We start from the raw sequence: 22,650 nt of genomic DNA, 5'->3' as shown, positions 1-22,650 counted from the left end.
CCCCGCCTAACCGACGGGCGGGCCCGCAGGCAGCGCCCTGCTCTCGAAGAGCACCTCCGGGTAGTCGGGCGAGGGGCCGTCCAGGAGCGGGGTGGGCAGGCCCTTCAGGTGGCGGTCGAAGAACGCCCGCGCGTAGGTGTCGGGGATGGTGCGCGCCCGCTCGGGGTCGAGGGGGCCGCCGAGCCCGAGCGGCGTGGTCAACCACGGCGCGAAGAGCGGGAAGTCGGAGAAGTCGACGTGCCACATCCCCGGCACCTGCACGATGTAGCCGGGGCCGGTGAGGCGCTCGTAGACCGCGCGCATGGTGCTGTGGGTCTCCACGACGTCCGACTCGCTCCAGCCCTCGCGGCGCATGGTGGCCTCGTCCCGGGTGATCCACATGACCGGCTGGCGCAGGCCGGCCTCCACCACGTCGGCGGGCAGGAACACGTCGATGGGCAGGCAGGCGCGCACCCGCGGCTCGATCTTGCAGGCCTCACCGGTCACCGCGCCGCCGAGCGACACCCCGAACATGCCGACGTGGTCCAGGTCCAGCCGGCCGGCCAGCGGGTCGTGGGAGCGGTCGAGCGCGGCGAGCCGGTCCAGGGCGGTGCTCACGTCCTGCGCGAGGAACGGGATGACGCCGTCGATGAAGGTGCGGTCGTACATCCGGGGGTCCATCGGGACCTGACGGCCGTCCGGGAAGACCACGCCCGCGGACGCGTGCGGGTGGTCGATCGCCGCGACCACGTAGCCGTGCGACACCAGCTCCTCGACCTGCGCCGTGTTGTGCTGGCGGTAGCCGCCACGGCCGTGGGAGAACAGCAGCACCGGGTAGCGGGCGTCCTCGCGGGCGACCGGCGCGCCGACGACCGCGTTCGTCCGCACCTGGTCGAAGTGGCCGAAGGCGCCACCCGGGAGGCCCATGAGGCGGGCCAGTGGGGCGAGCGCGTCGCCGTCCTCGACGTAGGGCGCCCGCGGCGCGTCCGGCACGTCCTCGGCCGGGTACCAGACCTGCACGACGAGCTCCCGCCGATCGTCCGGATCGGCGGTGAAGACGTCCGGCCGCTCCGGGTCGACCCAGTGGTAGGTCTGCGTGCCGATCGCGTGCGGGCCGCTCGGGCGGGGGAAGCCGAACACGGGGACCACCGCCGGGAGCGCGATGGCCACGGCGAGCGCCAGCACGCCCAGCGCCCCGGCCGTCCGCGCGGCCGGGAGCCGGCCCGCGGCCCGCGCCGGCCAGGCCGCGGCGAGCAGCCCGCACAGCACGTAGGCCGGGATCAGCTGCCAGCGGGCGCCCTCGACGAGCACCTGCGCGACCAGCACCGGGATCGGGAGGAGGGCGGCGGCGCGCAGGTGCCGCGCCCGGTCGGGCAACGGGGCCGCCACGGCCGCGAACGCCACGGCCAGGGCGACGAGCAGGGCGACTTCGAGCGGTCGCACTGGATGAACTCCTTCTGGTTGACTACCGAGAGCCCCGATGGGACTTGAGACATGATATCTCAAACTTGGAGTGTGATGTGACGACGCATGGCGAGCCGACCGGGCTCACCCGTCGCCGGCGCCGCCTGACGGACCGGGAGACCGAGCGGCGCATGCTCGACACCGCGGTGGGCATGGTCAACGAGGCCGGCCTCACGGTGAGCCTCGAGCACATCAGCCTCGAGGAGGTGATCCGGGAGGCCGGGGTCGCCCGCAGCGCGGTCTACCGGCGCTGGCCCTACAAGGACCTGTTCTTCTCCGACCTGCTCCGCGAGCTCGCCCGGGGCGTGGCCCCCGCCTCCGTCGCGGGCCGCGAGACCGGGGAGGCCGTCCTCGCCGAGGTCGCCGCCGAGCGGCTCGACCGGCTGGAGACCCCGGAGGGCCGGCGCGCGCTGCTGTTGGAGCTGATCCGGCGCGAGCAGGACTTCGCGGTCGTGCACCGCTCCGCGGAGTGGCGCACCTACCTCGCCCTGCACGCGACGTTCCTCAGCCTGCCCGACGGCGACCTGCGCACCGACGTCCAGGCGGCGCTGACCGAGTCCGAGCACGGGTTCACCACCCGCATCGCCGCCGCGTGGCGGGAGTGGGCGGACCTGTTCGGCTTCCGGGTGCGCCCCGCCCTCGGCACCGGTTTCGAGACGCTCGCGAGCCTGGTCAGCGCCCACTTCCGGGGGATGGTGCTGATGTCGCCCACCAACCCCGACCTCGCCGAGGCGCACGTCGAGGGCGACCCGTTCGGCACCGGGGAGACGGCGCGCTGGCCGGTGCGCGCCGTGGCGCTGGCCGGCATCGCGCTGGCGTTCCTCGAACCCGACCCCGACGTCGAGTGGACGCCGGCGCGGATCGCCGAGGTCCGGCGCCGGCTGACCGAGGCCGCTCGCGCGCGCGGCTGATCGGGCCTGGTCAGAAAGCCGGCTCGACCGCCCCCACCGGCTCGCCGTGGCCCAGCACCGGGACCCTCCCGACCTCGCCCAGCCCGCCGGCGCCGAGCGCGCCGAGCGCCGCCGTCACCACCGGGGGCAGCGGGCGCGGCGAGCCGTCGGCGATCTTCACGGCGAGCGCGCCGCCGTCGGGCAGCGCCGCGGCGAACACGCCCTCCGCACCGTCCTTCGCGATCAACCCGGGCACCGCCTCGATCAGCCGCGTCGGGAACCGGCCGGTCCCGCCCAGCCACCACGGGTGCGCGCGCACCGCGTCCGCGACGCGGTGCTCCGCGGTGCCCGCGGGTGCCGTCGCGATCCGGGCGAACGCGCGGGCGAGGCCTGCGGGCGTGCAGGAGAACAGCGGGGCGCCGCAGCCATCCACGGTGACGTGGGCGGGGTCGCCGTCGCCGGTCAGCTCGGCCACCGTCGCGCGCACCGCGCGCTGCAGCGGGTGGGCCGGGTCGCGGTAGGTCGACGGGTCCCACCCGGCGGCCACGCAGGTGGCGAGCATCGCGGCGTGCTTGCCGGAGCAGTTCTGGGTGAGCCGGGCCGGCCCGTTCCCGGCGGCCTGCCACGCCAGCGCCGCGTCCGCGTCGAGCGGGAGGGCGGGCGTGTTCTGCAGGGCGTCCTCATCGAAGCCCGCGCCCGCGAGCACGCGGCGCACGCCGTCGAGGTGGCCCGGCTCGCCGGAGTGGCTCGCGCAGGCGAGCGCGAGCAGCTCGCCGTCGAGGTCGAGCCCGCTGCGCAGCATCGCCACGGCCTGCACGAGCTTGAGCGACGACCGCGGGAAGAACACGCGGTCGGGGGCGCCGCGGCGCAGCACCGTCGACCCGTCGGGGCCCAGCACGACCAGGTGCCCCCGGTGCACCGACTCGACCACCCCGCCACGCACCACCCGGGCGAGGACCTCCGCCCCGTCGTCGATCACGCGATCACGGTAGGCGCCGCCCACCCGTACGCCGGGAGCGGTACGGGAAGGCACTCCCGCGGACGGACGTCGCGGCCCCGCGGGCCGGTTACGTTCGCCTCGTGGCATCCGGTGAGCGTCCGAGCTGGTGGGCGGGCCCCGTGCCCACCGTGGTGCTCCCGGTCGCGGTCGCCGTGATCACGGTCGTGGGCACGGGGTTCACCCAGCGGTTCGGCACGGGCCTGCGGCCGCTCGACCCGCTGGGCGGGATCCTGCTGCTCACCGGGCCCGCCCTGCTGGTCGTGCGCCGGTGGAACCCGCCCGTGGTGTTCGCGGCGATCGCCGCGGTGCTGCTGGCCTACCTCGGTGCCGGCTACCCGTTCGGGCCGGCGCCGCTCGCGTCGTTCGTGGCGCTCGGCACGGCGGTGGGGTGGGGGTACCGCCGCGCCGGCTACGCGATCGCCGCCGTCACGTTCGTCGGCCTGGTGGGCCTGTACGTGCTGCACCACCCGGGCGCCGGGTTCCCGCTCGCGGGCGCGTCGGCGTGGCTCGCGTGGATCGCCGCGTTCGTCGCGGGGGCGGAGCTGTGGCGGGCCCGCCGGGAGCGGCGGGAGCAGGCGCGGGCGGCCGCGGCGGAGGCCAGTCGCAGGCGCGGGAGCGAGGAGCGGCTGCGCATCGCCCGCGACCTGCACGACGTGCTCGGCCACCACATCTCGCTGATCAACGTCCAGGCCGGGGTGGCGCTCTACCTGATGGACGACGACCCGGAGCAGGCGCGGACCGCGCTCACCGCGATCAAGCAGTCGAGCCGCGACCTCCTGCGCGAGATGCGCTCCACCCTGGGCGCGCTGCGCGGTGTGGACGAGGAGCCGCCGCACGAGCCGGTCGCCGGGCTCGCGCGGCTGGACGAGCTGGTGGAGGCGACCCGGGCGGCCGGGCTGCCGGTGGACGTCGAGGTCGAGGGCGAGCCGCGGGAGCTCCCGCCGAGCGTCGACACCGCGGCGTACCGGATCATCCAGGAGGCGCTGACCAACACCCGCAAGCACGCGGGGCCCGCGCGGGCGTCGGTGCGGCTCTCCTACACCGACGACGGGATCAGGATGCGGATCGACGACGACGGCGCGGGCCCGAGCGGTGACCGCGACGGCGGCGACGGGATCCCCGGCATGCGGGAGCGCGCGGCGGCCCTCGGTGGCACGCTGACCGCGGGACCGCGCCCCGGCGGCGGGTTCCGCGTGGAGGCACACCTGCGGACGACGGGAGGCGGCCGGTGATCGGGGTGCTGCTGGTGGACGACCAGGCGCTCGTGCGCGCCGGGTTCAGGGCGCTGCTGCAGGCCCAGCCGGACATCGAGGTCGTCGGCGAGGCCGAGGACGGCGACACCGCGGTCCGGACGGCCCGCGACACCCGGCCCGACGTCGTGCTCATGGACATCCGCATGCCGGGCCGCAACGGCCTCGACGCCACCAAGGACATCGTGGCCGACCCGCGGCTGTCGGGCGTGAAGGTCGTCGTGCTCACCACGTTCGCCGAGGACGCCTACGTCTTCGACGCGATCCGCAACGGCGCGAGCGGCTTCCTGGTCAAGGACATCGAGCCGGTGGAGCTCGTGCACGCGATCCGCGTGGTGCACGCCGGGGACGCCCTGCTCTCCCCCGGCGTCACCCGGCGGCTGATCGAGGAGTTCGCGGCCAGGGCGAAGCCGCCGCAGCCGGCCCGGCAGATCACGGCGCTGATGGACCAGCTCACCGACCGCGAGCGCGAGGTGGTGGCGCTGGTCGCCGCGGGCCTGTCCAACGACGAGATCGCCGAGCGGCTCGTGGTGAGCCCCGCGACGGCGAAGACCCACGTCAGCCGGGCCATGATCAAGCTCGGGGCGCGCGACCGCGCCCAGGTGGTGGTGCTCGCCTACGAAAGCGGCCTGGTGCGGCCCGGCTGGACCGGGTGACCGTCAGGCGGCGGAGCACGCCCTCGGACGCTTGCCCTCGACGAGCTCCTCCCGCGCGCGGTACGCGTCGTCGACGAAGAGCACCCGCCCGGCCGGCGGCCGTCGGCGACCGGCGACCAGAACGACGCGAACCGCGCGAGCGGCCGCGCGAGAGCCAGAACCCGACGAGCACCACGTCGTAGCGGCGGTCCGGCCGCCGGTCGAACAGGTCCGCCTGCAGGAGCCGGACGCGTGTGGTCGGTGTGCTCGACCCCCTCCGCGCGTGGTGGTCGGCCTGCTCGGCGAGCAACTGGTCTGCTCGCCTGCACCCATGGTCACGATCATGTCGCCAGAGCCATCACGGTTCCACCAGACGGTTGACGGTCGGGGGCCGCCATCGGATCGTGTGCGCAGCACACAAGGAGGTGGAGCGGTGGACCGCGAATCGACATCGCCGTCGAGCGTCGCGGCCGCGGAGGCGGGATCCCGCCCCGATCAGCTGCGCAGGGTCGCGCTCGCGAGCGCAGTAGGCACGACCATCGAGTGGTACGACTACTTCATCTACTCGACGGCGGCCGCGCTGGTGTTCGGTTCGCAGTTCTTCACGTCGTTGGAGCCGGCGTCGGCGACCCTCGCGTCGTTCGCGACGCTCGGCGTCGGGTTCCTGGCCCGCCCGGTCGGCGGCATCCTCTGGGGCCACTTCGGTGACCGGGTCGGCCGCAAGGCCATGCTCGTCGCGTCGCTGCTGCTGATGGGGATCGCGACGGTCGGCGTCGGCCTGTTGCCCACCTACGACCAGATCGGGCTGCTCGCGCCGGTGCTGCTGCTCGTGCTGCGGCTGCTGCAGGGCCTGTCCGCGGGCGGCGAGTGGGGCGGCGCGGCGCTCATGGCCGTCGAGCACGCCCCCGAGGACCACCGGGGCAAGTACGGCTCGTACTCCCAGATCGGGGTGCCCGCGGGGCTGATCCTCGCCCAGCTCGTGTTCGTCGTGGTCGGCGTGCTCGACGACGAGCAGTTCGCCGCCTGGGGCTGGCGGCTGCCGTTCCTGTTCAGCATCGTGCTCGTCGGCGTCGGGCTGTTCATCCGCCTGCGGATCGAGGAGAGCCCGGTGTTCTCCGCGCTGCGCGCGCAGGACCAGCGGGCCCGGGTGCCGATGATCGACGTGCTGCGCGAGCGGCCCCGTGAGCTGCTGCTGGCCTCGGGCAGCTTCATCGCCAACACCGCGATCGGCTACGTCTTCCTCGCCTACCTGCTGTCCTACGGCACCTCGGTGCTGGAGGTCTCGCGCACCACGATGCTGATCGTGGTGATCGTCGGCAGCGTCTCGTGGCTGGTGAGCATCATGGTGTCGGCGCAGTGGTCGGACCGGGTCGGCCGCAAGCCGGTGTACCTCGTCGGCTCGGTGCTGCTCGTCCTGTGGCCGGTGCCGTTCTTCCTGCTCATCGACACCAGGTCGACCGCCCTGATGATCATCTCGGTGATCGTGCTGACGATCGGCCTCGGCGCGTCGTACGGCCCGCAGTCGGCGCTGTTCGCGGAGATGTTCGACGCGCGGTTCCGCTACAGCGGCGCCTCGTTCTCCTACGCGATCGGCGCGGTGCTCGGCGGCGGGTTCGCGCCACTGATCGCCACGGCGCTGCAGACGTCGACGGGCACGTCGCTGTCGGTGTCGGCCTACATGGTGGCCGTGGCCATCGTCAGCCTGATCGCCGTGATCTTCATCCGCGAGACCCGACGGGTGCGCCGGTAGCGGCGTCCTTCGCGGGCCGCTGGGCGGTCGCGAGCACGGAACCGGCGAGGATCAGCGCGAACGCCGCGACGATCGACGCGGTGAGCGGCTCACCGAGCACGACCACGCCGGCCGTGACCGCGACCGCCGGGTTCACGTAGGTGAACACCAGCGCCCGGGACGGCCCGACCTCGCGGATCAGCGCGAAGAACACGCAGAACGCGAGCGCCGTGCACACCAGCGCGAGGCCGGCGAGCGCGGCGAGCACGCGGGGCTCGGGCAGCGTCTGTGGCCAGGTCAGCGCGGCGGGGGCGGCGTAGACGAGCGCCGCCCCGCCGAGGCAGATCGCGGTCATGGGCAGCGAGGGCACGTCGGACAGGCGGCGGGCCGCGATGATCGGCGCGGTGGCGTAGCAGAGGGCGACGAGCAGCACCTCCGCGATCGCCCACGGGCTGCCGTCGCCCAGCGCCGGCCCGGCCAGCACGGCCACGCCCGCGATCCCGATCGCGAGGCCGGCCCAGCGGGCCAGGCCGAGCCGTTCCGCGTCGCCGGTGAACCGGCCGATCACCACCGCGAGGATGGGCGAGGCCGCGATGAGCAGGCCGGTCATCGAGCTGGTGATGTGCCGCTCGGCGTCCGACAGCAACGCCCACGGGATCATGATCTCGATGGTCGCGAACGCGAGCAGCGGCTTCCAGCGGTCCCGCAGCCACGTCGGCCGGCCCGCCCGCAGCGCGAGCGGCAGCAGGACCGCCGCCCCGACCGCGGTCCGCACGAACACGATCATCGGGACGGACACGCCCTCGACGGCGACCTTGATCATCAGATAGGGGATGCCCCAGAGCACCCCCATCGCGGCGAACAGCACCCATCCCCGCCGGCTCACCGGCCGCACCTCCGATCCGATCCCCCCAGCAGCCTTCGCAGGCCACGCTACGGCCCCGGGCGGCCCCGGATAAGGACCGGTTCCCGCCCGATCAGGAGAGCCACTCGGCCTGCTGCGGCGCGATGGTCTCCCGGCCGAGGACGGCGCCGGCGGGCAGGCCGTCCACCGCGATCTCGGTGAACCCCATCCGGTCGTAGAAGGCCCGGGCGCGGGTGTTGGCCGGGTCCATCTGCAGGTGCACCCGCGCAACCCCCATCTCACCGAGCGCCCGCAGGAACCGGGTCATCAGGGCGCGGCCGTGCCCGACGCCCTGGTAGGCGGGCAGCAGGTCGATGTGCAGGTGGGCCGGGTGGTCCTCCACCACGGGCAGGAGCATCCGCTCCGGGGTGTGCAGCCGGCGCCGGAGCCACTCGAGCTGCGTGGTGGGCGGGTCGGGAGGGGGTGGGTAGCGCTCGGCGAGCGGCGGCAGCCACTCCTCGCGGAACCACTTCACGAACGACGCCGTGTCGGCGGTGCCGAGGATGTACCCGACGGCCCGCCCGCCGTCGTCCAGCACGAACGCGAGCTCCGGTTCGTGGTCGACGTAGGGCAGCGCGAAGACGTTCGCAAGCAGCTCCGGGTCGGGCCACCGCCGCCGCGAGTCGCCGCCGGCGTCCCCGGTGAGGATGCAGATCTCGGCGACCGCGGCGCGATCCCCCGGCCGGTACGGGCGGATCACGGGCACGGCGCCACCGTATCCGCCCGCACCGGGCCGTCAGGCGGGGGTGGTGAAGCGGTGGGCCTCGACGATCACCTCGGCGAGCCGGCCGACCGCGGCCTCGAAGATCGCCTTGCCGTGCTCGGCGGTCGCCCCGGTCGGGTCGCCCACGTGCCCGTCGGGCCCGAAGTCGGCGCTCGTCCAACCGAACGACACCGGCTTGCCGAACCCGATGTGCTGGTACTCCCGCAGTCCTTCGGGCACGTTGCGCCGCGCGTGCTCCATGTGCACGAGCTCGGGGCGCAGGTGCAGCATCAGCGAGGTCTCGCCGTGGCCGCCGTGCACGCCCATCCCGTACTCGTGCTCCGCGGACGTGCGCCCGCCCTGGTCGGCGGGCACCGACAGGTGCGCGAAGAACGTCCGCAGCCCGAACTTGATGCGGATCTCCCGGCACGCCACCTGGCCCAGCGCCGAGTTGCCGCCGTGGCCGTTGACGAACAGCAGCCGGGTGATGCCCGACGTGGACAGCGACCGTCCGATGTCGACGAGGGTGCGCATCAGCGTGTCCCAGGACAGCCAGACGGTGCCCGCCGACCAGTGGTGCTCGTCGGACTTGGTGTAGGCGAGCCCGGGCAGCAGGACGACGGGCGCGCTGCCCGCCTCGGCGACCGCCCGCACCGCGGCCTCCGCCGCCTCGGTGGCGGTGACGTAGTCGGTGGAGACCGGCAGGTGCGGACCGTGCTGCTCGATCGCGCCGAGCGGGAGAACCGCGACGGTGTCGGCGGGCAGCGCCGCGATCTGCGGGGCGGTGAGGTCGGTGAAGCGCGGGACCATCACCGCACCCCGATGTTCACGCGGGTGTCCACGGGCGGGGTGGCCGTGAGCTTGCCCGGGTTGAGCAGGCCCTTCGGGTCGGTCACCCGCGCGGTCTCGATGGCGAGCTCGACGTTGCGGTCGACGTACCACTGGTGCGGGGAGTGGACCCCCACCCCGATCGCCTCCAGCTTCGGGATGCCGGCGAGCACGGCCTCCTCCCCCCGGTACTCGGCGACGATCATCGCGCCCGGTCCGTGGCCGAACAGCTCCAGGTGCAGGTGCACCGGTCCGTCGTACACCGCGCGCACGGCGTCCGGGTCGTCCCAGATCGGGGTGCCGCCGGACTCCATGTGGAAGTAGGTCCGATCCGGGTTGCCGCGCTGGAAGAACCAGACCGGGTGGTTGTACGACATGCCGGAGAGCCGGTCGGTCTCGGCGTAGTCGGTGAGCGTGGCGACGTGCTCGCCGCCCGCGGCCATGCGCGCGGCCACCTCGTCCGCCGTGGACGCCTCGGCGATCACCCGCAGGCTGTAGCGGGTGGGGTCGAGGTCGATCGGCGCCGTGAGCGTCGGCACGAGCGCGGGCTCGTCGGCCGAGGCCAGCCGCGGCAGCTGCGGGAGGTCCAGCAGCGAGCGGTGCACCGCCACCAGGTCGGCGTACGAGGCGAAGCTGCCGTAGACGGCCACCCAGTCCCGCGCCGGGTCGGTGCGGATCTCGACCTCGACGAGGATGCCGGTGACGCCGTAGGTGTGGATGTAGGGCGTGAGCTCGGCGCCGCTGACCCGCTGCATGGTGCCGCTGCCGTCCATGTGCGCGACCAGCGCCGAGACGACGAAGCCGTCGGTGGTGGTGCGGTGCTCGATGGTGCCGGTGCCCGCGCTGCCGCCGCCGATGAACCCGCCGACCGTGGAGCTCTTGGTGGACGGGAACATCCAGATGTCCCGGCCGGCCGCCCGGCCCACCCGGTCGATCGCGGTCATCCGCGCCCCGGCGCCCGCGGTGATGGTGCCGCTCGGGTTCACCGTGATCGAGTCGAGGCCGCGCAGGTCGAGCAGGATCCCGCCGTCGAACGGGGTGGCCTGCCCGTAGTTGCCGGTGCCCGCGCCGCGCGGGGTGATCGGGACGTCGTGGTCGAACGCCACCTTCAGCACCTGCGGCACGTCCTCGGGCCGCGTGGGCCGCACGACGGCGTCGGCGACGTAGCGGCCCGGCGGCACCTTCTCCTGCAGCACGGGCGACATGCGCGACCAGTCCGAGGAGACCTTGACCAGCAGGGCCGGGTCGGTGGACACGGTGCCGGCGCCGAGACGTTCGATCTCGGCGACGGCCGCCGCGGTGCGGTCCGCGACCGTCACGGAGCCTCCATCCTGATGTTCGGGTCGATGAACTCGTTGGTGTAGAGGCTCTCCGCGTCGGGCACCGAGGTGATCGTGCCCTGCGACTGCAGGATCGGCCCGAACGTGGACACGATCTCCTGCATGCGGGCGGGGTCGAACTGCCCGAAGACGCCCGACGCCGGGTCGTTCACCACGAAGCCCTGCTCGACCTGGGCCCTCGCCGAGAACTCCGCGACGCCCTCGGAGTAGGTCCAGCCGGTCTGGTAGACCTCGACGAGCTCGACGATCAGGCGGTTGGTCGGGCCGGGGTTCGCCAGGTAGTCGATCTGCGACTGCTGCAGGATCGGCACCAGCTTCTGCAGGCACGGGCGCAGCTCGTCGAGCTTGTCGGCGCGCACCGCGAGCGGCTCGGGGTAGATCGAGTAGCCGTGGTTCGCGAGCGGCTCGTAGCCGACCGGGCGGGCCCACTCGCCGATCTCGTTCTGGTAGACGTACGGCTCGGCGGTCGCGAAGCCCTGCTGCAGGATGGACGGGTCGGACACGAACCGCGCGGGCGTGCCCTCGTAGCTGGTGTCGACCTGCTCCTGCGTGATGATGCCCCGGCTCACCAGCAGCGCCGGGATCACGTCGCCCGCCGTGACGACCGGGACGCCGGTGGCGCCGATCTCGCGGATCGTGGTCATCCCCGGGTGGCTCTCCGGGTCCCACATGAGGATCTGCGGACTCACGGTCATCTGCGAGACCACGGCGACGGTCGGCTGGTCGGCCGCGGCCGCGATCGCCGCGTCGCTGTTGACGGCGCCGAGCGTGATCGCGTCGTCGAGGTACATGAGGGCGGGCACCGGCTGGAAGCCGACGTTGGGCCCGCCGGGACGCACCTCGACGTCGACCCCGGTGTCGACGCCCTGCGCGACCAACGACCCGGTGACCGTCTTCGCGCTCGTGTCGATCGTGTAGTCGGGACCGACGAGCGAGTACATCGAGCCGTGCTCGGCCTCGGGCTGCCAGTCCTGCTGCAGCACCACGGTGGCCGGGCAGACGTCGCTCAGGTCGAGCGGACTCCCCGCCTCGGCCGGTGGGGCGGCCGGCCCGGCGGGGGCGCCCGTCTCGTCCGCGCCGCCGCACGCGGAAAGGAGGAGCGCGACGGCGAACGCCGTCGCGGCGAGGGGAGCGGACGTGCGGTTCATGGGGAGCTCCAGTGGTGGGACGGGGGTTTCAGCGGGCCACTCGGCCGTACCAGCGCCCGACCACGGCGCGGTCGAGCACGGCGAAGATCGTGAAGATCACGACACCGAAGAGGGCGGTGAGCGTGACCGAGGTGAGCAGCGCCTCCATCTGCAGGCGCTGGGTGTAGACGCGCAGGAGGCCGCCGATGCCGGGGGCGCCCTGCTGGAAGAAGTAGTCGCCGACGATCGCGCCGATCACCGAGAGGCCCGCCGCGTTGCGCAGGCCGGTGAAGATCGACGGCACGGCGGCGGGGAACTGCAGCTTCATCAGCCGCTGCCACCGGGTGGCCTTGTTGAGCGTGAACAGGTCGTGCGCCGCGGCGCTCGCCGACTGCAGCCCGAACAGCGTGTTGGCGATCATCGGGAACAGGGCGATGATCACGCAGACCGCGACCCTGGCCAGGAACGAGTACCCGAGCCAGATCCCGATCAGCGGCACCAGCGCGAGGATCGGGATGGTCTGCAGGATCACCGCGTACGGGTAGAGGATCTTCTCCGCCCACGACCACTGCGACATCACCACGGCGTAGGCGATACCGAGCACGACGGCGATCACGAGCCCGACCAGCGCCACCGCGAAGCTGCGGCCCAGGGCCTCCATCATCGGCGCCATCAGCTGGGGGTTGGAGAACACGCCCCCGTACACCTCGTGCGGCGGCGGGAGGAGGAAGCGCTGGCGCGCGGGCAGCACCAGGTAGGTGACCGCGTACCAGGCGGCCAGGAAGCCCACCAGCGCGCCGACGATCGGGGCGGCGCGGCGCAGGAGGGCGCCCGCGCCCGCGCGCGGCTGCTCCGCCGCCTGCGGTGCGGGCGTCTCGACGCGGCTCTCGACGGTGGTCACGAGTGCTCCCCCAAGGCGGCCGACACGCGGCCGGTGAGCTCGCCGAACTCGGGCGTGTGCCGCAGCTCGGGTGGGCGCGGGTAGTCCCACGGCACCGGGATCTCGGCCACGATCCGGCCCGGTCGTCCGCTCATCACCAGCACCCGCGTGGACAGGTAGACCGCCTCCGACACCGAGTGCGTGATGAACAGGCCGGCGAACCGCTCCTGCCGGAAGATCCGCTGCAGCTCGGTCTGCATCTGGAGGCGGGTGATCTCGTCGAGCGCGCCGAACGGCTCGTCGAAGAGGGCGAGGTCGGGCTCGGCGACGAGCGCCCTGGCGAGCGACACGCGCATCCGCATGCCGCCCGAGAGCTGCCGCGGGTGCTGCCGCTCGAACCCGGAGAGCCCCACGAGGTCGAGCGCGGCGCGGGCCCGCTCCCGCCGCTCCTCCCGCGGGACGCCCCGCAGCTCGCCGACCAGCTCGACGTTGCGCAGGGCGGTGCGCCACTCCAGCAGGGTGGCGTCCTGGAAGACATAGCTCGTGGCCCGGGCGGACACCTCGACCGTGCCGCTGGTGGCGGTCTCCAGCCCGGACGCGAGCCGAAGCAGCGTGGACTTGCCGCAGCCGGACGGCCCGACGACGGTGACGAACTCACCCGGGGAGATGGACAGGCTCACGTCGGTGAGCGCGACGGTGCCGGTCGGGAACCGTTTGGTCACCCCGGCGAGTGCGAGCGTGTGCGTGCGCTCGGCGATTTCGGTGGTCACATTCCTCACCTCACATCGGTGAGCGGCTGCGGGGCAAGATCCGGCGTGGCCGGGTTCGGCAGGTCGAGCGCGCGGGCGACCCGCGTGTCGGCGACGACACGGCCCGCCGACACCACCACCCGGGCCCCGACCGCCCCGGCCAGGACGTCGCCGAGGTCCACGTCCGGCACGAGCACGAGGTCGGCGACGGCGCCGGGCGCGGTGCCGGCGGGCGGCAGGCCCAGCACGGTGCGCGCCCCGGTGGTGACCGCGGCGAGCGCCTCGAGCGGGCGCAGGTGCGCGGCCGTCATGAGCAGCGACGTGGTCTCGAACGGGTCGGCGCGGCCCGCCGGGTTGAACGGGTCGCGCAGGTTGTCCCCACCGGCGGCCAGCGGGATGCCCGCGTCGAGGATCTGCCGGACCGCGGCGATGCCGCGCGGTGCGGCGTGCGTGGCGTCCCTGCCCTGCAGGTAGAGGTTCGTGATCGGCAGCGTGACGATGCCGAGGCCGGCCCGGGCGGCGACGTCGAGCACCCGCGCCAGCCGGTCCGGCGGCAGCATGCCGAGGCGCACGCAGTGGCTCGCGGTGACCCGCTGCTGCAGCCCGCGGGCCAGCACCTGCTCGGCGAGGTCGACGATGTCGAGCCCCGCGTCCGACGGCGGCAGCCCGGTCTGCTCGTCGGCGTGCAGGTCCACCGGCAGGCCGAGGCGCTCGGCGAGGTCGAGCATGCGGGAGGTCTCGGCGCGCGGGTCGGACGCGATGTGCGGGCAGCCGCCGATCACGTCGACCCCGCGCGCGGCGACGTCGGCGAGGACGGAGTCGGGGGTCTGGTGCCCGGCGAGCATGCAGACCTGCAGCGTGACCCGCCCTCGCAGCCGTTCGCGCAGCTCGACCAGCGCCTCGACCCCGCGCGCCGGGTCGCCGGTGGTGGGGACGTCGACGTGCGTGCGGATCGTGGTGATCCCGTTCGCGGCGTAGCGGCGAACGGCGACCAGCGCGCGTTCGGCGATGTCGGCGCCGTCGATGTCGGCCACCAGCGCCCGCCACTGCGCGATCGCCGCGCCGAGGTCGTTGCCGGTGTCGGCGGGGATGCGCGGCGCCGTGAGCGCCTTGTCGAGGTGGGCGTGCGGCTCGACCGCCGAGGGCAGGACGCGCCAGCCCGTGGCGTCGAGGTCCACGCCCGGCTCACCGTCCGGCGCCGGTCCGGAGGCGATCTGGGCGCCCGAGATCCGCAGGTCGGCGACCATGCCGTCGAGCAACCGGGCACCGCGGATGGAGCGCAGCCGCACGCCGGAGAGCCGAGCGGAATCGTCCGGCGCCCCGATCGAGCGGACCCGTTCCCCGTCGATAGTTTCCTCCTTGACCGGGTTCTACCTGCAGTTTATTGATGAGGTCAACATTCGGAGACGTTATGGAGCCCATGTTTCGCCGACGTTGCCGCCTCCGCGCGGCTGTGTGAAATCGATGCCGACCACCAGTGCGGCGCAGCGCCAGGCCGACGCCCGCCTCGGCCGGGCGATCCGCGCGGCGCGCCACGAACGCGGGATGACCCTCGCCCAGGTCGCGGCGCAGGCCGGGCTCTCGCAGCCGTTCCTGTCCCAGCTGGAGCTCGGGCGCACCCGCCCGTCCATGCGCTCGCTCTACCGGATCGCGACCGCGCTCGGTACCACCCAGCAGGCGCTTCTCGGCCGGGCCGCGAGCCCGGCCGCGGCCGAGCCCGTGCGCGCCGACGACGCGGCGCTCGTCGAGGTCGAGGCGGGCGGCGCGCGGCTGCTGCTGCACGACCCGGAGGGCGCCGACGTCACCGAGTTCGTCGGCTCCCCGCAGGAGTTCGGGGAGTTCTTCCGGCACGGGCGGCGCGAGCTGCTGTACGTCGCCCGCGGCACCGTCGAGCTGGAGCTGCGCGAGCACGGCACCAGCCGGTTCACCACGCTCAACGCCAGGGACTCGATCACCTACCCTGGCCGCGTGGATCACCGGTTCCGCCAGGTCGGCCCGGAGACGTGCGTCGTCGTGCTGGTGCACACGGGGCCGCCCGATGACTGAGCAGCTCTCCGGCGATCCGCTCGCCCTCCTGGCCCGGTGGTTCGAGGCGGGCGACCACCGCACGATGACGTTCGCGACGGCCGACGCCGACGGCGTCCCGCACGCCCGCACCGTGCTCGTCACCGGCGTCGGCCCCGCGGGCGTGCGCTTCCACTCCTCCACGCCCACCACGAAGACCCGCGACATCGCCGCCAACCCCCGCGCCACGGGCGTCTTCCACTGGCCGTCGCTCGGGCGGCAGGTCGTGGTGGAGGGGCGGGCCGGCGAGCTCGACGCCGAGACCTCCCGCGCGGGCTACCTCGCCCAGCCGCGGCGGCTGCAGCTCATCGCGTGGGCCTACCACGCGCTGCTCCCCCGGCTCGAGCCGCCGCACCACGCGGTCGCCCCCGGCGCGGTCGAGGCGGCGTTCGACGCGGCGGCCGCCGACCCGGCGTCCGCGGAGCCGCCGCCGAGCTGGACGACGATCCTCCTCGAGCCGGAGCGCATCGACTTCTGGCAGGCGGGCACGGAGACCACCACGTCGACGAAGACCCGGTTCGTGCGGGACGGCGACGGCTGGCGCCACTTCCCGGCGCTGCCCTGACCCCACCCGGCTCGAACGGGTGGGGGCGGGCCCGGGGGCGCGGTCAGACGCCGGGGGCGGGGCGGCGGGCGAGGAGGGCACGCAGGTCCGCGGCCACCTCGTGCTCCGGGCGGCGCACCAGCTCCCCGTCCCGCACGACCACCCGGCCCGCCACCACCACGTGCCGCGGCCGCCGCCCCGGGGCGGCCCACAGCAGGCCGGCGAGGGGGTCGGCGACGCCCGCGTCGGCGACGCCGGTCACGTCCCAGCAGACGAGGTCGGCCGCGCAGCCCGGGTCGAGCCGGCCCAGCTCGGGGCGGCCCAGCCCGGTGGCCGAGCCCGCGGTCGCCCAGGTCAGCACCTCGCGGGCGGCCACGGGGCGGCCGACGAGCGGGGCCACCTGCATGGCGAGGCGGGCGTCGGCGAGCAGGTGACCGGCGTCGTTGCTGCCGCCGCCGCTCGTACCGAGCCCGACCGCCACGCCCGCGTCCGACAGCGCGGCCATCGGCGCGACCCCCCACCCCATCGGCAGGTCGCAGCCGGGCGCATGGGTGGCCGTCACACCGGCCGCCGCGACGCGGGCGATCTCGGCGTCCGTGACGCCGCACAGGTGCGCGACCGTGACGTCGGGGGCGAGCCAGCCCCACTCGTCGAGCAGGTCGAGGGGGCGGCGGCCGTAGCGCTGCTCGGCGACCTCGACGTCGACCTGCTCGTTCGCCTGGGTCCGCCGCCGCAGCCCGTGCCGCCGGGCGACCTCGGCGAGCAGCCGGAACGTCTCCTCCCCGTCGCTGTGCACGCCCGCGGGACCCACCGCGACCTGCACCATCCCGGTCGGGTCGCCGCCGAGCGCCGTCGCGATCGCGTCGGCGGAGGCCGCCGCCTCCTGGGGGTCGTCGCGGGCGCTGCCGCGCACGAACACCAGCCGCGCCCCCACCTCCCCCGCGGCGGCGGCCACCGCGCGGGCGATGCCCACCCCGTCGCCGGGGGGCCAGGTGAGGTGGTGGTCGGCCACGGTCGTCACGCCGCACAGCAGCGCCTCGGCCAGCCCGGCCGCGGCGGCGGCGTGCGCCAGCTCGTCGTCGACGCCCACCGCGGCGTAGGCGGCGGCCATCCGCGGGAGCCACTCGCGCATCGGCACGCCGCGGGTGCCCGGCAGCGTCCGGAACGCGGTCTGCAGCAGGTGGTGGTGGGCGTTCACGAGCCCGGGGGTGACGACGCACCCGGAGGCGTCGAGCACCTCGCCCCCGTCGACGGGCCCGGCCGCCACGCGCCCGTCCGGGCCGCAGGCGACCTCACCCCCCGGGATCTCGGCGCTCCCCGTCCACACCAGCTCGGCACCCCGCACGATCAGCACGGGCGCAAGTTCTACCGAACCTCCTGCGAGTTCAGGAAAGCCACATTCACGAACCTGGGCTTCAGGAAAGCCACATTCCTGAACTCACTCGGTGCCGTCGTCGCCCGGCGCACCGCGGCCGAGCCCGGCGAGGACGTCGAGGGCGGCGGCGAGCGCGTCGAGCGGCGGCGTCGCCAGCGCCAGCCGGACCGCGCTCGGCGCGTGGCCCGCGCCCGCGGCGTACGACGCGGCGGGGGTCACCGCGATCCCGCGGCGCGCCGCGGCGGCGACGAACGTCTCCGCCCGCCACGGCGGCGGCAGCTCCCACCAGCAGTGGTAGGCCGCCGGGTCGGCGCGCACGGTGAACCCGGCCAGCCGCTCGGCCGCCAGCGCCTGCCGCCGCGCCGCGTCGGCCCGCTTGGCCTGCTGGATCCGCGCCACCACGCCCTCGGCCATCCACCGCGTGGCCGCCTCGACCGCGAAGGACTGGGCCGCCCACCCGCCGGCCTGGATCGACGCGCGCACCCGCTGGTGGCGGGCGGGCGGCGGCACGAGGAAGCCCAGCGAGCAGCCGGGCGCCACGCGCTTGGACAGGCTGTCCACCACGACCGTGTGCTCCGGCGCGTACGCCGCGAGCGGCGGCGGGTCGTCGCGGAGGAACGAGTAGATGCGGTCCTCGATCGCCGGGACGTCGAGCTCGGTGAGCACGGCGGCGAGCTCGCGGCGGCGCGTGACCGGCATGGTGACGCCGAGGGGGTTGTGCAGCGTCGGCTGCACGAACACCGCGTCGAGCCGGCCCGCGGCGCGCACCCCGTCCGGTTGCAGGCCGTCGCCGTCGACCGGGAGCGGCACCACCTCGACGCCGAGCCGCGCCGCGATCGTGCGCGCCACCGGGAAGGTGAGCGTCTCCACCCCGAGCCGGCCGCCGGCGGGCACGAGCGCGCCGATGGCCGCCGCGATGGCCTGCCGCCCGTTGGCCGCGAAGAGCAGCTGCTCCGGCTGCGGGGTCCAACCCGGGCAGGCGAGCAGCGCCGCGGCCGCCTCCCGGCCGGCCGCCGTCCCCGCGGCGCGGCCCGGCGCGAGCCCGGCCCGCAGGCCGTCCGGGCGCAGCAGCCCGGCGAGCGCGGGCGCGAGCAGCTCGTCCTGCCCGTCGAGGATCGGGAAGTTCAGCTCGAGGTCGACCACGCCGGGGCGCTGCTCGGCGAGGGCGGGCCCGGGCGGCGGGGGCGCGGCGCGCACGAACGTCCCGCGGCCCACCTCGCCGGTGACCAGCCCGCGCCGCGCGAGCTCGGCGTAGACCCGCGACGCGGTGGACACGGCGATGCCGCGGTCGCGCGCGAACCGCCGCTGGGTGGGCAGCCGGTCGCCCGCCCGGAGCCGGCCCGCCCTGATGTCCGCGGCCACGGCGTCGGCCAGCGCCCGGTAGTCGTCCACGATTGCTCCGAGGTCATTGTCGGTATTGCTTCGCTGCTTTGTACCGATCAGACTCGGATCGGTCAATGCCAGGAGGACCGACAGATGCGCACGATCACGCTGGGGCACACCGTTCTCGCCTACACCGACGCCGGCCCGGACAACGGCACGCCGCTGCTCTTCGTGCACGGCCACCCGTTCGACCGGTCGATGTGGGAACCGCAGCTGTCCCGCTTCTCCACCGAGCGGCGCGTGATCGTGCCCGACCTGCACGGGTACGGGGCGAGCCGCGGCGCGGTGCCCGCGTGGTCGGCGTTCGCCGACGACCTCGCCGGACTCCTGGACGGCCTGCGCGTATCCCGTGCGGTCGTCGTCGGCCTGTCGATGGGCGGGCAGATCGCGCTGGAGCTGTGGGCGCGCCACCCGGAGCGGGTCGCGGGCCTCCTGCTCGCCGACACCACCGCGGCCGGCGAGACGCCGGCCTCCCGCGCCGCCCGCCTCGACCAGGCGCACCGCCTGGTCAGCGACGGCATGGACCCGTACGCCGTCGAAAACCTCTACCTGATGGTCTCGCCGGACGCGCCGCCCGCCGTGGCCGAGCACGTCCTGGAGATGATGCGTTCGGCCGACCCCGTCGGCGCCGCGGCCGCCCAGCGCGCCCGCGCGGACCGCCCCGACCGGCGGGCCGACCTCGCCCGCGTCGGCGTGCCGACCGTGGTCGTGGTCGGCAACGACGACTCCTTCACCCCGGTCGCGGACGCGAAGGAGATCGCCGAGGGCGTGCCGGGCGCGGAGCTGGTGGTGGTGGCGAACGCCGCGCACATGCCCAACCTCGAGCGCCCCGACGACTTCAACGCCGCGCTGCAGCGCCTGCTCGACCGGGTGCCCGATTGATTCGACCGATTGATCCGAGACATTGCTCCGAGCACCCGATCGTCTCGATCTTCGCCGAATCGGCCCACCAGAGCCGGTGCCGCTGGCAGCATCCGGCCCGTGACCGCTGCGCTCGGCTCCCGCGTCAGTTCGATGCACGTCTTCTGCGGCGTGCTGCTGACCGCGATCCTCGCGCGGCCGCTGCTCGTCGACGCGCTCTCGGTGCCTGTGCTGCAGACCGCGGCCACGGTGTTCGTCGCGATCTGCGTGCAGGCCCTGCCGTTCCTCGTGCTCGGGGTGCTGCTGTCCGGGGCGATCGCCGCGTTCGTCTCGCCCGCGGTGCTGCGCCGGGTGCTGCCCGCGCGGCCCGCCGCGGCCGTCCCGGTGGCGGGCGCCGCCGGGCTCGTGCTCCCGGGATGCGAGTGCGCGTCGGTTCCGGTGGCGCGCCGGCTCATCGGGCAGGGCGTCCCGGACGCCGCGGCGCTGGCGTTCCTGCTCGCCGCGCCCGCGGTCAACCCGGTCGTGCTGGTCGCCACGGCCGTCGCCTTCCCCGGCGAGCCCCGGATGGTGCTGGCGCGGGCCGTCGGCTCGCTCGCCACCGCCTGCGTGACGGGGTGGCTGTGGCAGCGGCTCGGCCGGGCGGAGTGGATCGCCCGGCGGGCAGCGGCCGCCCACGCCGTGAACGGCGGCCGGTGGGCCGTGCTCGCCGAGACCGCGCGCCACGACCTGGTCTCCGCGGGCGGGTTCCTCGTCATCGGGGCGGCCGCCGCCGCGGCGCTGGCGGTGCTCGTGCCCCCGGCGTGGACGGAGGCGCTCGCCGGGCAGCTGCTGCTCGCCGTGCTGGTCATGGCCCTGCTGGCGGTGGTTCTCGCCCTGTGCAGCGAGGCGGACGCGTTCGTGGCCGCGTCGCTCACCACGCTCCCGCTGCTGCCGCGGCTGGTGTTCCTCGTCGTCGGCCCGGCCGTCGACGTCAAGCTGATCGCGCTGCAGGCGGGCACGTTCGGCCGCGCGTTCGCCGCCCGCTTCGCGCCGCTCACGTTCGCCGTCGCCGTCGGCTGCGCGGTCGTCGCCGGGCTGGTGCTGCTGTGAGGCGCGACACCCAGCACGTCCTGCTCGTGCTCCTCGGCGGCGCGCTGCTGCGGATCGCCGCCGACGACACCTACCTGCGCTACGTCCGCCCGTCGCACCGGTGGCTGCTACTCACCGCGGGCGCCGTGATCGTGGGGCTGGCGGTGGTGGCGCTGCTGCGCGACCGCGCCGGCCCGCCCGCCCACGAGCACGCGGGCCACACGCCGTGGCTGCTGCTCGCGCCGGTCCTCGTGATCGCGCTGGTGGCCCCGCCCGCGCTCGGGGCGGACGCGGTGGGCCGCGCGGGCTCGGCCAACCCGGTGGTGGACGGCTCGGACGTGTTCGACCCGCTGCCGCCGGGCGGCCCGGCCGAGCTGCCGGTCGCCGAGTTCGTGCAGCGCGCGATCTTCGACGACGGCGGGTCGCTCGCCGGGCGCGAGGTCGTGCTCACCGGGTTCGTGGTGCGCCGCGGCGCGGCCGTCGAGCTCGCCCGGTTGACCATCGCCTGCTGCGCCGCGGACGCCCGCCCGCACCGCGTGCGGCTGGTCGGCGACCTCGACGACCCGGCCGCCGACACGTGGCTGCGGGTGCGCGGCGTCCTGCAGGAGGGCAGCGCGACCGCCGCGGCGGGCTACGTCCCGGCGCTCTCCGTCACGTCCGCGCGGGCGATCCCGCCGCCGCCCGATCCGTACGAGTACTGACCTCGGAGCGCCAGATCCGGCTGCGCAGGTCGATGCCCCTGATCACCTGGATGCGCCACGGCGCAGCACGACGAGCTGCGGGTCCTCCGGGGAACGCCAGAAGGCGCCCAGGTCGTAGCCCGCCCCGGTCGGGCTGGTCCGGCGGTACAGCTGCCAGACGCGGCGCTTGTCGGCTGGGATCTCGGTCCACTCCGCGACGGCGTCGACGGCGACCGAGTTGATGCCGGGCGCCCAGTAGGAGAAGTTCGCGTGCGGGTTGCCGGCGAGGTGGGCCAGCTTCACCGGGGTCGGGAACGTGGCGAGCCAGCCGAGCGGGGCGCCGTCCACCACCTCCCACACCGGGATCAGCACCCGGGTCCGCGGGCGGTGGCGGGCGTCGACGGTGACCATCGTCGCGTACCCGATCGCCCCGACGTAGGCGTCGAACTCTTCTCCGATCGCGGCGAAGTCGGGCACCCGTGTCGTCATGCTCGCGAGCCTCGCCGACCCCGCCCGTGCCCGGGAGAAGGCACTTTCGAGGGGGGTCGGTCACCGCTGGGGAACCGACTCCGGCTCCCGCGCGCGGACCCGCCGCACGATCAGCACGACCAGCCCCACGGCGAGCAGCGCGAGCACCACGTAGCTGACCGGGCCGATGGCGCCCTCCACCTGCGACCAGTTCTCCCCCAGCACCCAGCCGACCGCGATGAACGCGGCGTTCCAGACCCCGCTGCCGATCGTGGTGAGCGTGAGGAAGCGTGGCAGCGGCATCCCCGCGATCCCGGCCGGGATCGACACCACGCTGCGCAGGAACGGAACGCAGCGGCCCAGCAGCACGACCTTGCCGCCGTGCCGCTCGAACACCCGCTCCCCGCGGTCGAGGTCCTTCTGGCTCACGAACACGAACCAGCGGTGGCCGGCGAGCCGGTGCAGCCGGTCGTAGCCCAGCCACGCGCCGAGCCCGTAGAGCAGCAGCGCGCCGAGCACCGACCCGGCCGTGGCCGCGGGCCAGACGGCGACGACGTTGAGCGCGCCGGTGCGGGCCCGGAAGCCCGCCAGCGGCAGGATCACCTCGGACGGGATCGGCGGAACGATGTTCTCGAGCAGGATGAGCAGCCCCACACCCGCTGCTCCGAGCCCGTCGACGATCGAGAACACCCACTCCGCCACGCCTCCAGGGTGCCCGAGGTGTCCGGT

Annotated in this window: 23 protein-coding genes; 9 read left to right on the top strand and 14 right to left on the bottom strand. The window is 74.8% G+C overall.

What is annotated here, in order from left to right:
- Nucleotides 1-6 precede the first annotated feature (6 nt).
- Entirely contained in the window at nucleotides 7-1,422 is a 1,416-nt protein-coding gene (locus VKZ81_RS16685) for an alpha/beta hydrolase family protein (protein ID WP_324242495.1), read from the bottom strand.
- Nucleotides 1,423-1,499: 77 nt separating this feature from the next.
- Here VKZ81_RS16685 and VKZ81_RS16680 point away from each other — a divergent pair, with 77 nt between their 5' ends.
- The gene (locus tag VKZ81_RS16680; RefSeq protein WP_324242494.1) at nucleotides 1,500-2,354 is read left to right on the top strand and encodes a TetR/AcrR family transcriptional regulator; all 855 of its coding nucleotides are present in this window, start codon (nucleotides 1,500-1,502) and stop codon (nucleotides 2,352-2,354) included.
- Between the two features lie 10 nt (nucleotides 2,355-2,364).
- Here the strand turns inward: VKZ81_RS16680 and VKZ81_RS16675 are convergent, their stop codons facing one another.
- A complete protein-coding gene (locus VKZ81_RS16675) occupies nucleotides 2,365-3,312 on the bottom strand; it encodes an asparaginase (RefSeq protein ID WP_324242493.1) in 948 nt (315 codons plus the stop codon).
- 101 nt (nucleotides 3,313-3,413) lie between these two features.
- On the opposite strand from VKZ81_RS16675, the gene VKZ81_RS16670 reads away from it, so the two are divergent.
- From VKZ81_RS16670 to VKZ81_RS16660, 3 genes are all read left to right on the top strand, one after another.
- Nucleotides 3,414-4,565, top strand: a complete 1,152-nt coding sequence (locus VKZ81_RS16670) for a sensor histidine kinase (protein ID WP_324242492.1) — start codon at nucleotides 3,414-3,416, stop codon at nucleotides 4,563-4,565.
- Nucleotides 4,562-5,239: a response regulator transcription factor gene (locus tag VKZ81_RS16665; RefSeq protein WP_324242491.1), complete on the top strand. Its 678-nt coding sequence runs from the start codon at nucleotides 4,562-4,564 to the stop codon at nucleotides 5,237-5,239. Before VKZ81_RS16670 ends, VKZ81_RS16665 begins: the two co-directional genes overlap by 4 nt.
- Before the next feature lie 478 nt (nucleotides 5,240-5,717).
- The gene (locus VKZ81_RS16660) at nucleotides 5,718-6,968 is read left to right on the top strand and encodes an MFS transporter (RefSeq protein ID WP_324242530.1); all 1,251 of its coding nucleotides are present in this window, start codon (nucleotides 5,718-5,720) and stop codon (nucleotides 6,966-6,968) included.
- Here the strand turns inward: VKZ81_RS16660 and VKZ81_RS16655 are convergent.
- The 8 genes from VKZ81_RS16655 to VKZ81_RS16620 all read right to left on the bottom strand — a co-directional run bounded on the left by VKZ81_RS16655 (nucleotide 6,937) and on the right by VKZ81_RS16620 (nucleotide 14,767).
- Nucleotides 6,937-7,833, bottom strand: coding sequence for a DMT family transporter (locus VKZ81_RS16655; RefSeq protein WP_324242490.1), 897 nt, complete (start codon nucleotides 7,831-7,833; stop codon nucleotides 6,937-6,939). The two genes, VKZ81_RS16660 and VKZ81_RS16655, sit on opposite strands and share 32 nt — an antisense overlap.
- Nucleotides 7,834-7,924: 91 nt before the next feature.
- Nucleotides 7,925-8,557: a GNAT family N-acetyltransferase gene (locus tag VKZ81_RS16650; protein ID WP_324242489.1), complete on the bottom strand. Its 633-nt coding sequence runs from the start codon at nucleotides 8,555-8,557 to the stop codon at nucleotides 7,925-7,927.
- A gap of 30 nt (nucleotides 8,558-8,587) precedes the next feature.
- Nucleotides 8,588-9,364 (bottom strand): creatininase family protein, encoded by a 777-nt coding sequence (locus VKZ81_RS16645; protein ID WP_324242488.1) that lies wholly within the window; start codon nucleotides 9,362-9,364, stop codon nucleotides 8,588-8,590.
- Nucleotides 9,364-10,701: an FAD-binding oxidoreductase gene (locus VKZ81_RS16640; protein WP_324242487.1), complete on the bottom strand. Its 1,338-nt coding sequence runs from the start codon at nucleotides 10,699-10,701 to the stop codon at nucleotides 9,364-9,366. Before VKZ81_RS16640 ends, VKZ81_RS16645 begins: the two co-directional genes overlap by 1 nt.
- The gene (locus VKZ81_RS16635; protein WP_324242486.1) at nucleotides 10,698-11,870 is read right to left on the bottom strand and encodes a substrate-binding domain-containing protein; all 1,173 of its coding nucleotides are present in this window, start codon (nucleotides 11,868-11,870) and stop codon (nucleotides 10,698-10,700) included. Before VKZ81_RS16635 ends, VKZ81_RS16640 begins: the two co-directional genes overlap by 4 nt.
- Before the next feature lie 28 nt (nucleotides 11,871-11,898).
- Complete coding sequence (locus VKZ81_RS16630; protein WP_324242485.1) at nucleotides 11,899-12,750, bottom strand: ABC transporter permease; 852 nt, start codon at nucleotides 12,748-12,750, stop codon at nucleotides 11,899-11,901.
- Nucleotides 12,747-13,499, bottom strand: coding sequence for an ABC transporter ATP-binding protein (locus VKZ81_RS16625; RefSeq protein ID WP_324242484.1), 753 nt, complete (start codon nucleotides 13,497-13,499; stop codon nucleotides 12,747-12,749). Before VKZ81_RS16625 ends, VKZ81_RS16630 begins: the two co-directional genes overlap by 4 nt.
- Before the next feature lie 5 nt (nucleotides 13,500-13,504).
- Nucleotides 13,505-14,767, bottom strand: coding sequence for an amidohydrolase family protein (locus tag VKZ81_RS16620; RefSeq protein WP_324242483.1), 1,263 nt, complete (start codon nucleotides 14,765-14,767; stop codon nucleotides 13,505-13,507).
- A 175-nt stretch (nucleotides 14,768-14,942) separates the two neighbouring features.
- Between VKZ81_RS16620 and VKZ81_RS16615 the strand changes: the two genes are divergently transcribed.
- Together VKZ81_RS16615 and VKZ81_RS16610 are read left to right on the top strand one after the other, a co-directional pair.
- The gene (locus tag VKZ81_RS16615; RefSeq protein ID WP_324242482.1) at nucleotides 14,943-15,524 is read left to right on the top strand and encodes a helix-turn-helix domain-containing protein; all 582 of its coding nucleotides are present in this window, start codon (nucleotides 14,943-14,945) and stop codon (nucleotides 15,522-15,524) included.
- A complete protein-coding gene (locus tag VKZ81_RS16610) occupies nucleotides 15,517-16,107 on the top strand; it encodes a pyridoxamine 5'-phosphate oxidase family protein (protein ID WP_324242481.1) in 591 nt (196 codons plus the stop codon). Before VKZ81_RS16615 ends, VKZ81_RS16610 begins: the two co-directional genes overlap by 8 nt.
- Nucleotides 16,108-16,150: 43 nt before the next feature.
- Here VKZ81_RS16610 and VKZ81_RS16605 read toward each other — a convergent pair whose 3' ends face one another.
- The gene (locus tag VKZ81_RS16605; RefSeq protein WP_324242480.1) at nucleotides 16,151-17,440 is read right to left on the bottom strand and encodes an amidohydrolase family protein; all 1,290 of its coding nucleotides are present in this window, start codon (nucleotides 17,438-17,440) and stop codon (nucleotides 16,151-16,153) included.
- An 84-nt stretch (nucleotides 17,441-17,524) separates the two neighbouring features.
- The gene (locus VKZ81_RS16600; protein ID WP_324242479.1) at nucleotides 17,525-18,853 is read right to left on the bottom strand and encodes an aminotransferase-like domain-containing protein; all 1,329 of its coding nucleotides are present in this window, start codon (nucleotides 18,851-18,853) and stop codon (nucleotides 17,525-17,527) included.
- Nucleotides 18,854-18,937: 84 nt separating this feature from the next.
- Between VKZ81_RS16600 and VKZ81_RS16595 the strand changes: the two genes are divergently transcribed.
- From VKZ81_RS16595 to VKZ81_RS16585, 3 genes are all read left to right on the top strand, one after another.
- Entirely contained in the window at nucleotides 18,938-19,726 is a 789-nt protein-coding gene (locus VKZ81_RS16595) for an alpha/beta fold hydrolase (RefSeq protein WP_324242478.1), read from the top strand.
- Between the two features lie 132 nt (nucleotides 19,727-19,858).
- Complete coding sequence (locus tag VKZ81_RS16590; RefSeq protein ID WP_324242529.1) at nucleotides 19,859-20,794, top strand: permease; 936 nt, start codon at nucleotides 19,859-19,861, stop codon at nucleotides 20,792-20,794.
- Complete coding sequence (locus VKZ81_RS16585; protein ID WP_324242477.1) at nucleotides 20,791-21,474, top strand: TIGR03943 family putative permease subunit; 684 nt, start codon at nucleotides 20,791-20,793, stop codon at nucleotides 21,472-21,474. The genes VKZ81_RS16590 and VKZ81_RS16585 overlap by 4 nt, the downstream gene beginning before the upstream one ends.
- Before the next feature lie 42 nt (nucleotides 21,475-21,516).
- On the opposite strand, the gene VKZ81_RS16580 is transcribed toward VKZ81_RS16585, so the two are convergent.
- Complete coding sequence (locus VKZ81_RS16580; RefSeq protein ID WP_324242476.1) at nucleotides 21,517-21,942, bottom strand: pyridoxamine 5'-phosphate oxidase family protein; 426 nt, start codon at nucleotides 21,940-21,942, stop codon at nucleotides 21,517-21,519.
- A gap of 60 nt (nucleotides 21,943-22,002) precedes the next feature.
- Nucleotides 22,003-22,623: a DedA family protein gene (locus VKZ81_RS16575; protein ID WP_324242475.1), complete on the bottom strand. Its 621-nt coding sequence runs from the start codon at nucleotides 22,621-22,623 to the stop codon at nucleotides 22,003-22,005.
- Nucleotides 22,624-22,650: the final 27 nt, after the last annotated feature.

Source organism: Pseudonocardia sp., from assembly GCF_035305885.1.
In the GTDB taxonomy this organism is placed as follows: domain Bacteria; phylum Actinomycetota; class Actinomycetes; order Mycobacteriales; family Pseudonocardiaceae; genus Pseudonocardia.
The sequence above is the reverse complement of the archived record's forward strand: the minus strand, read 5'-3'. Positions and strand labels throughout refer to the sequence as shown.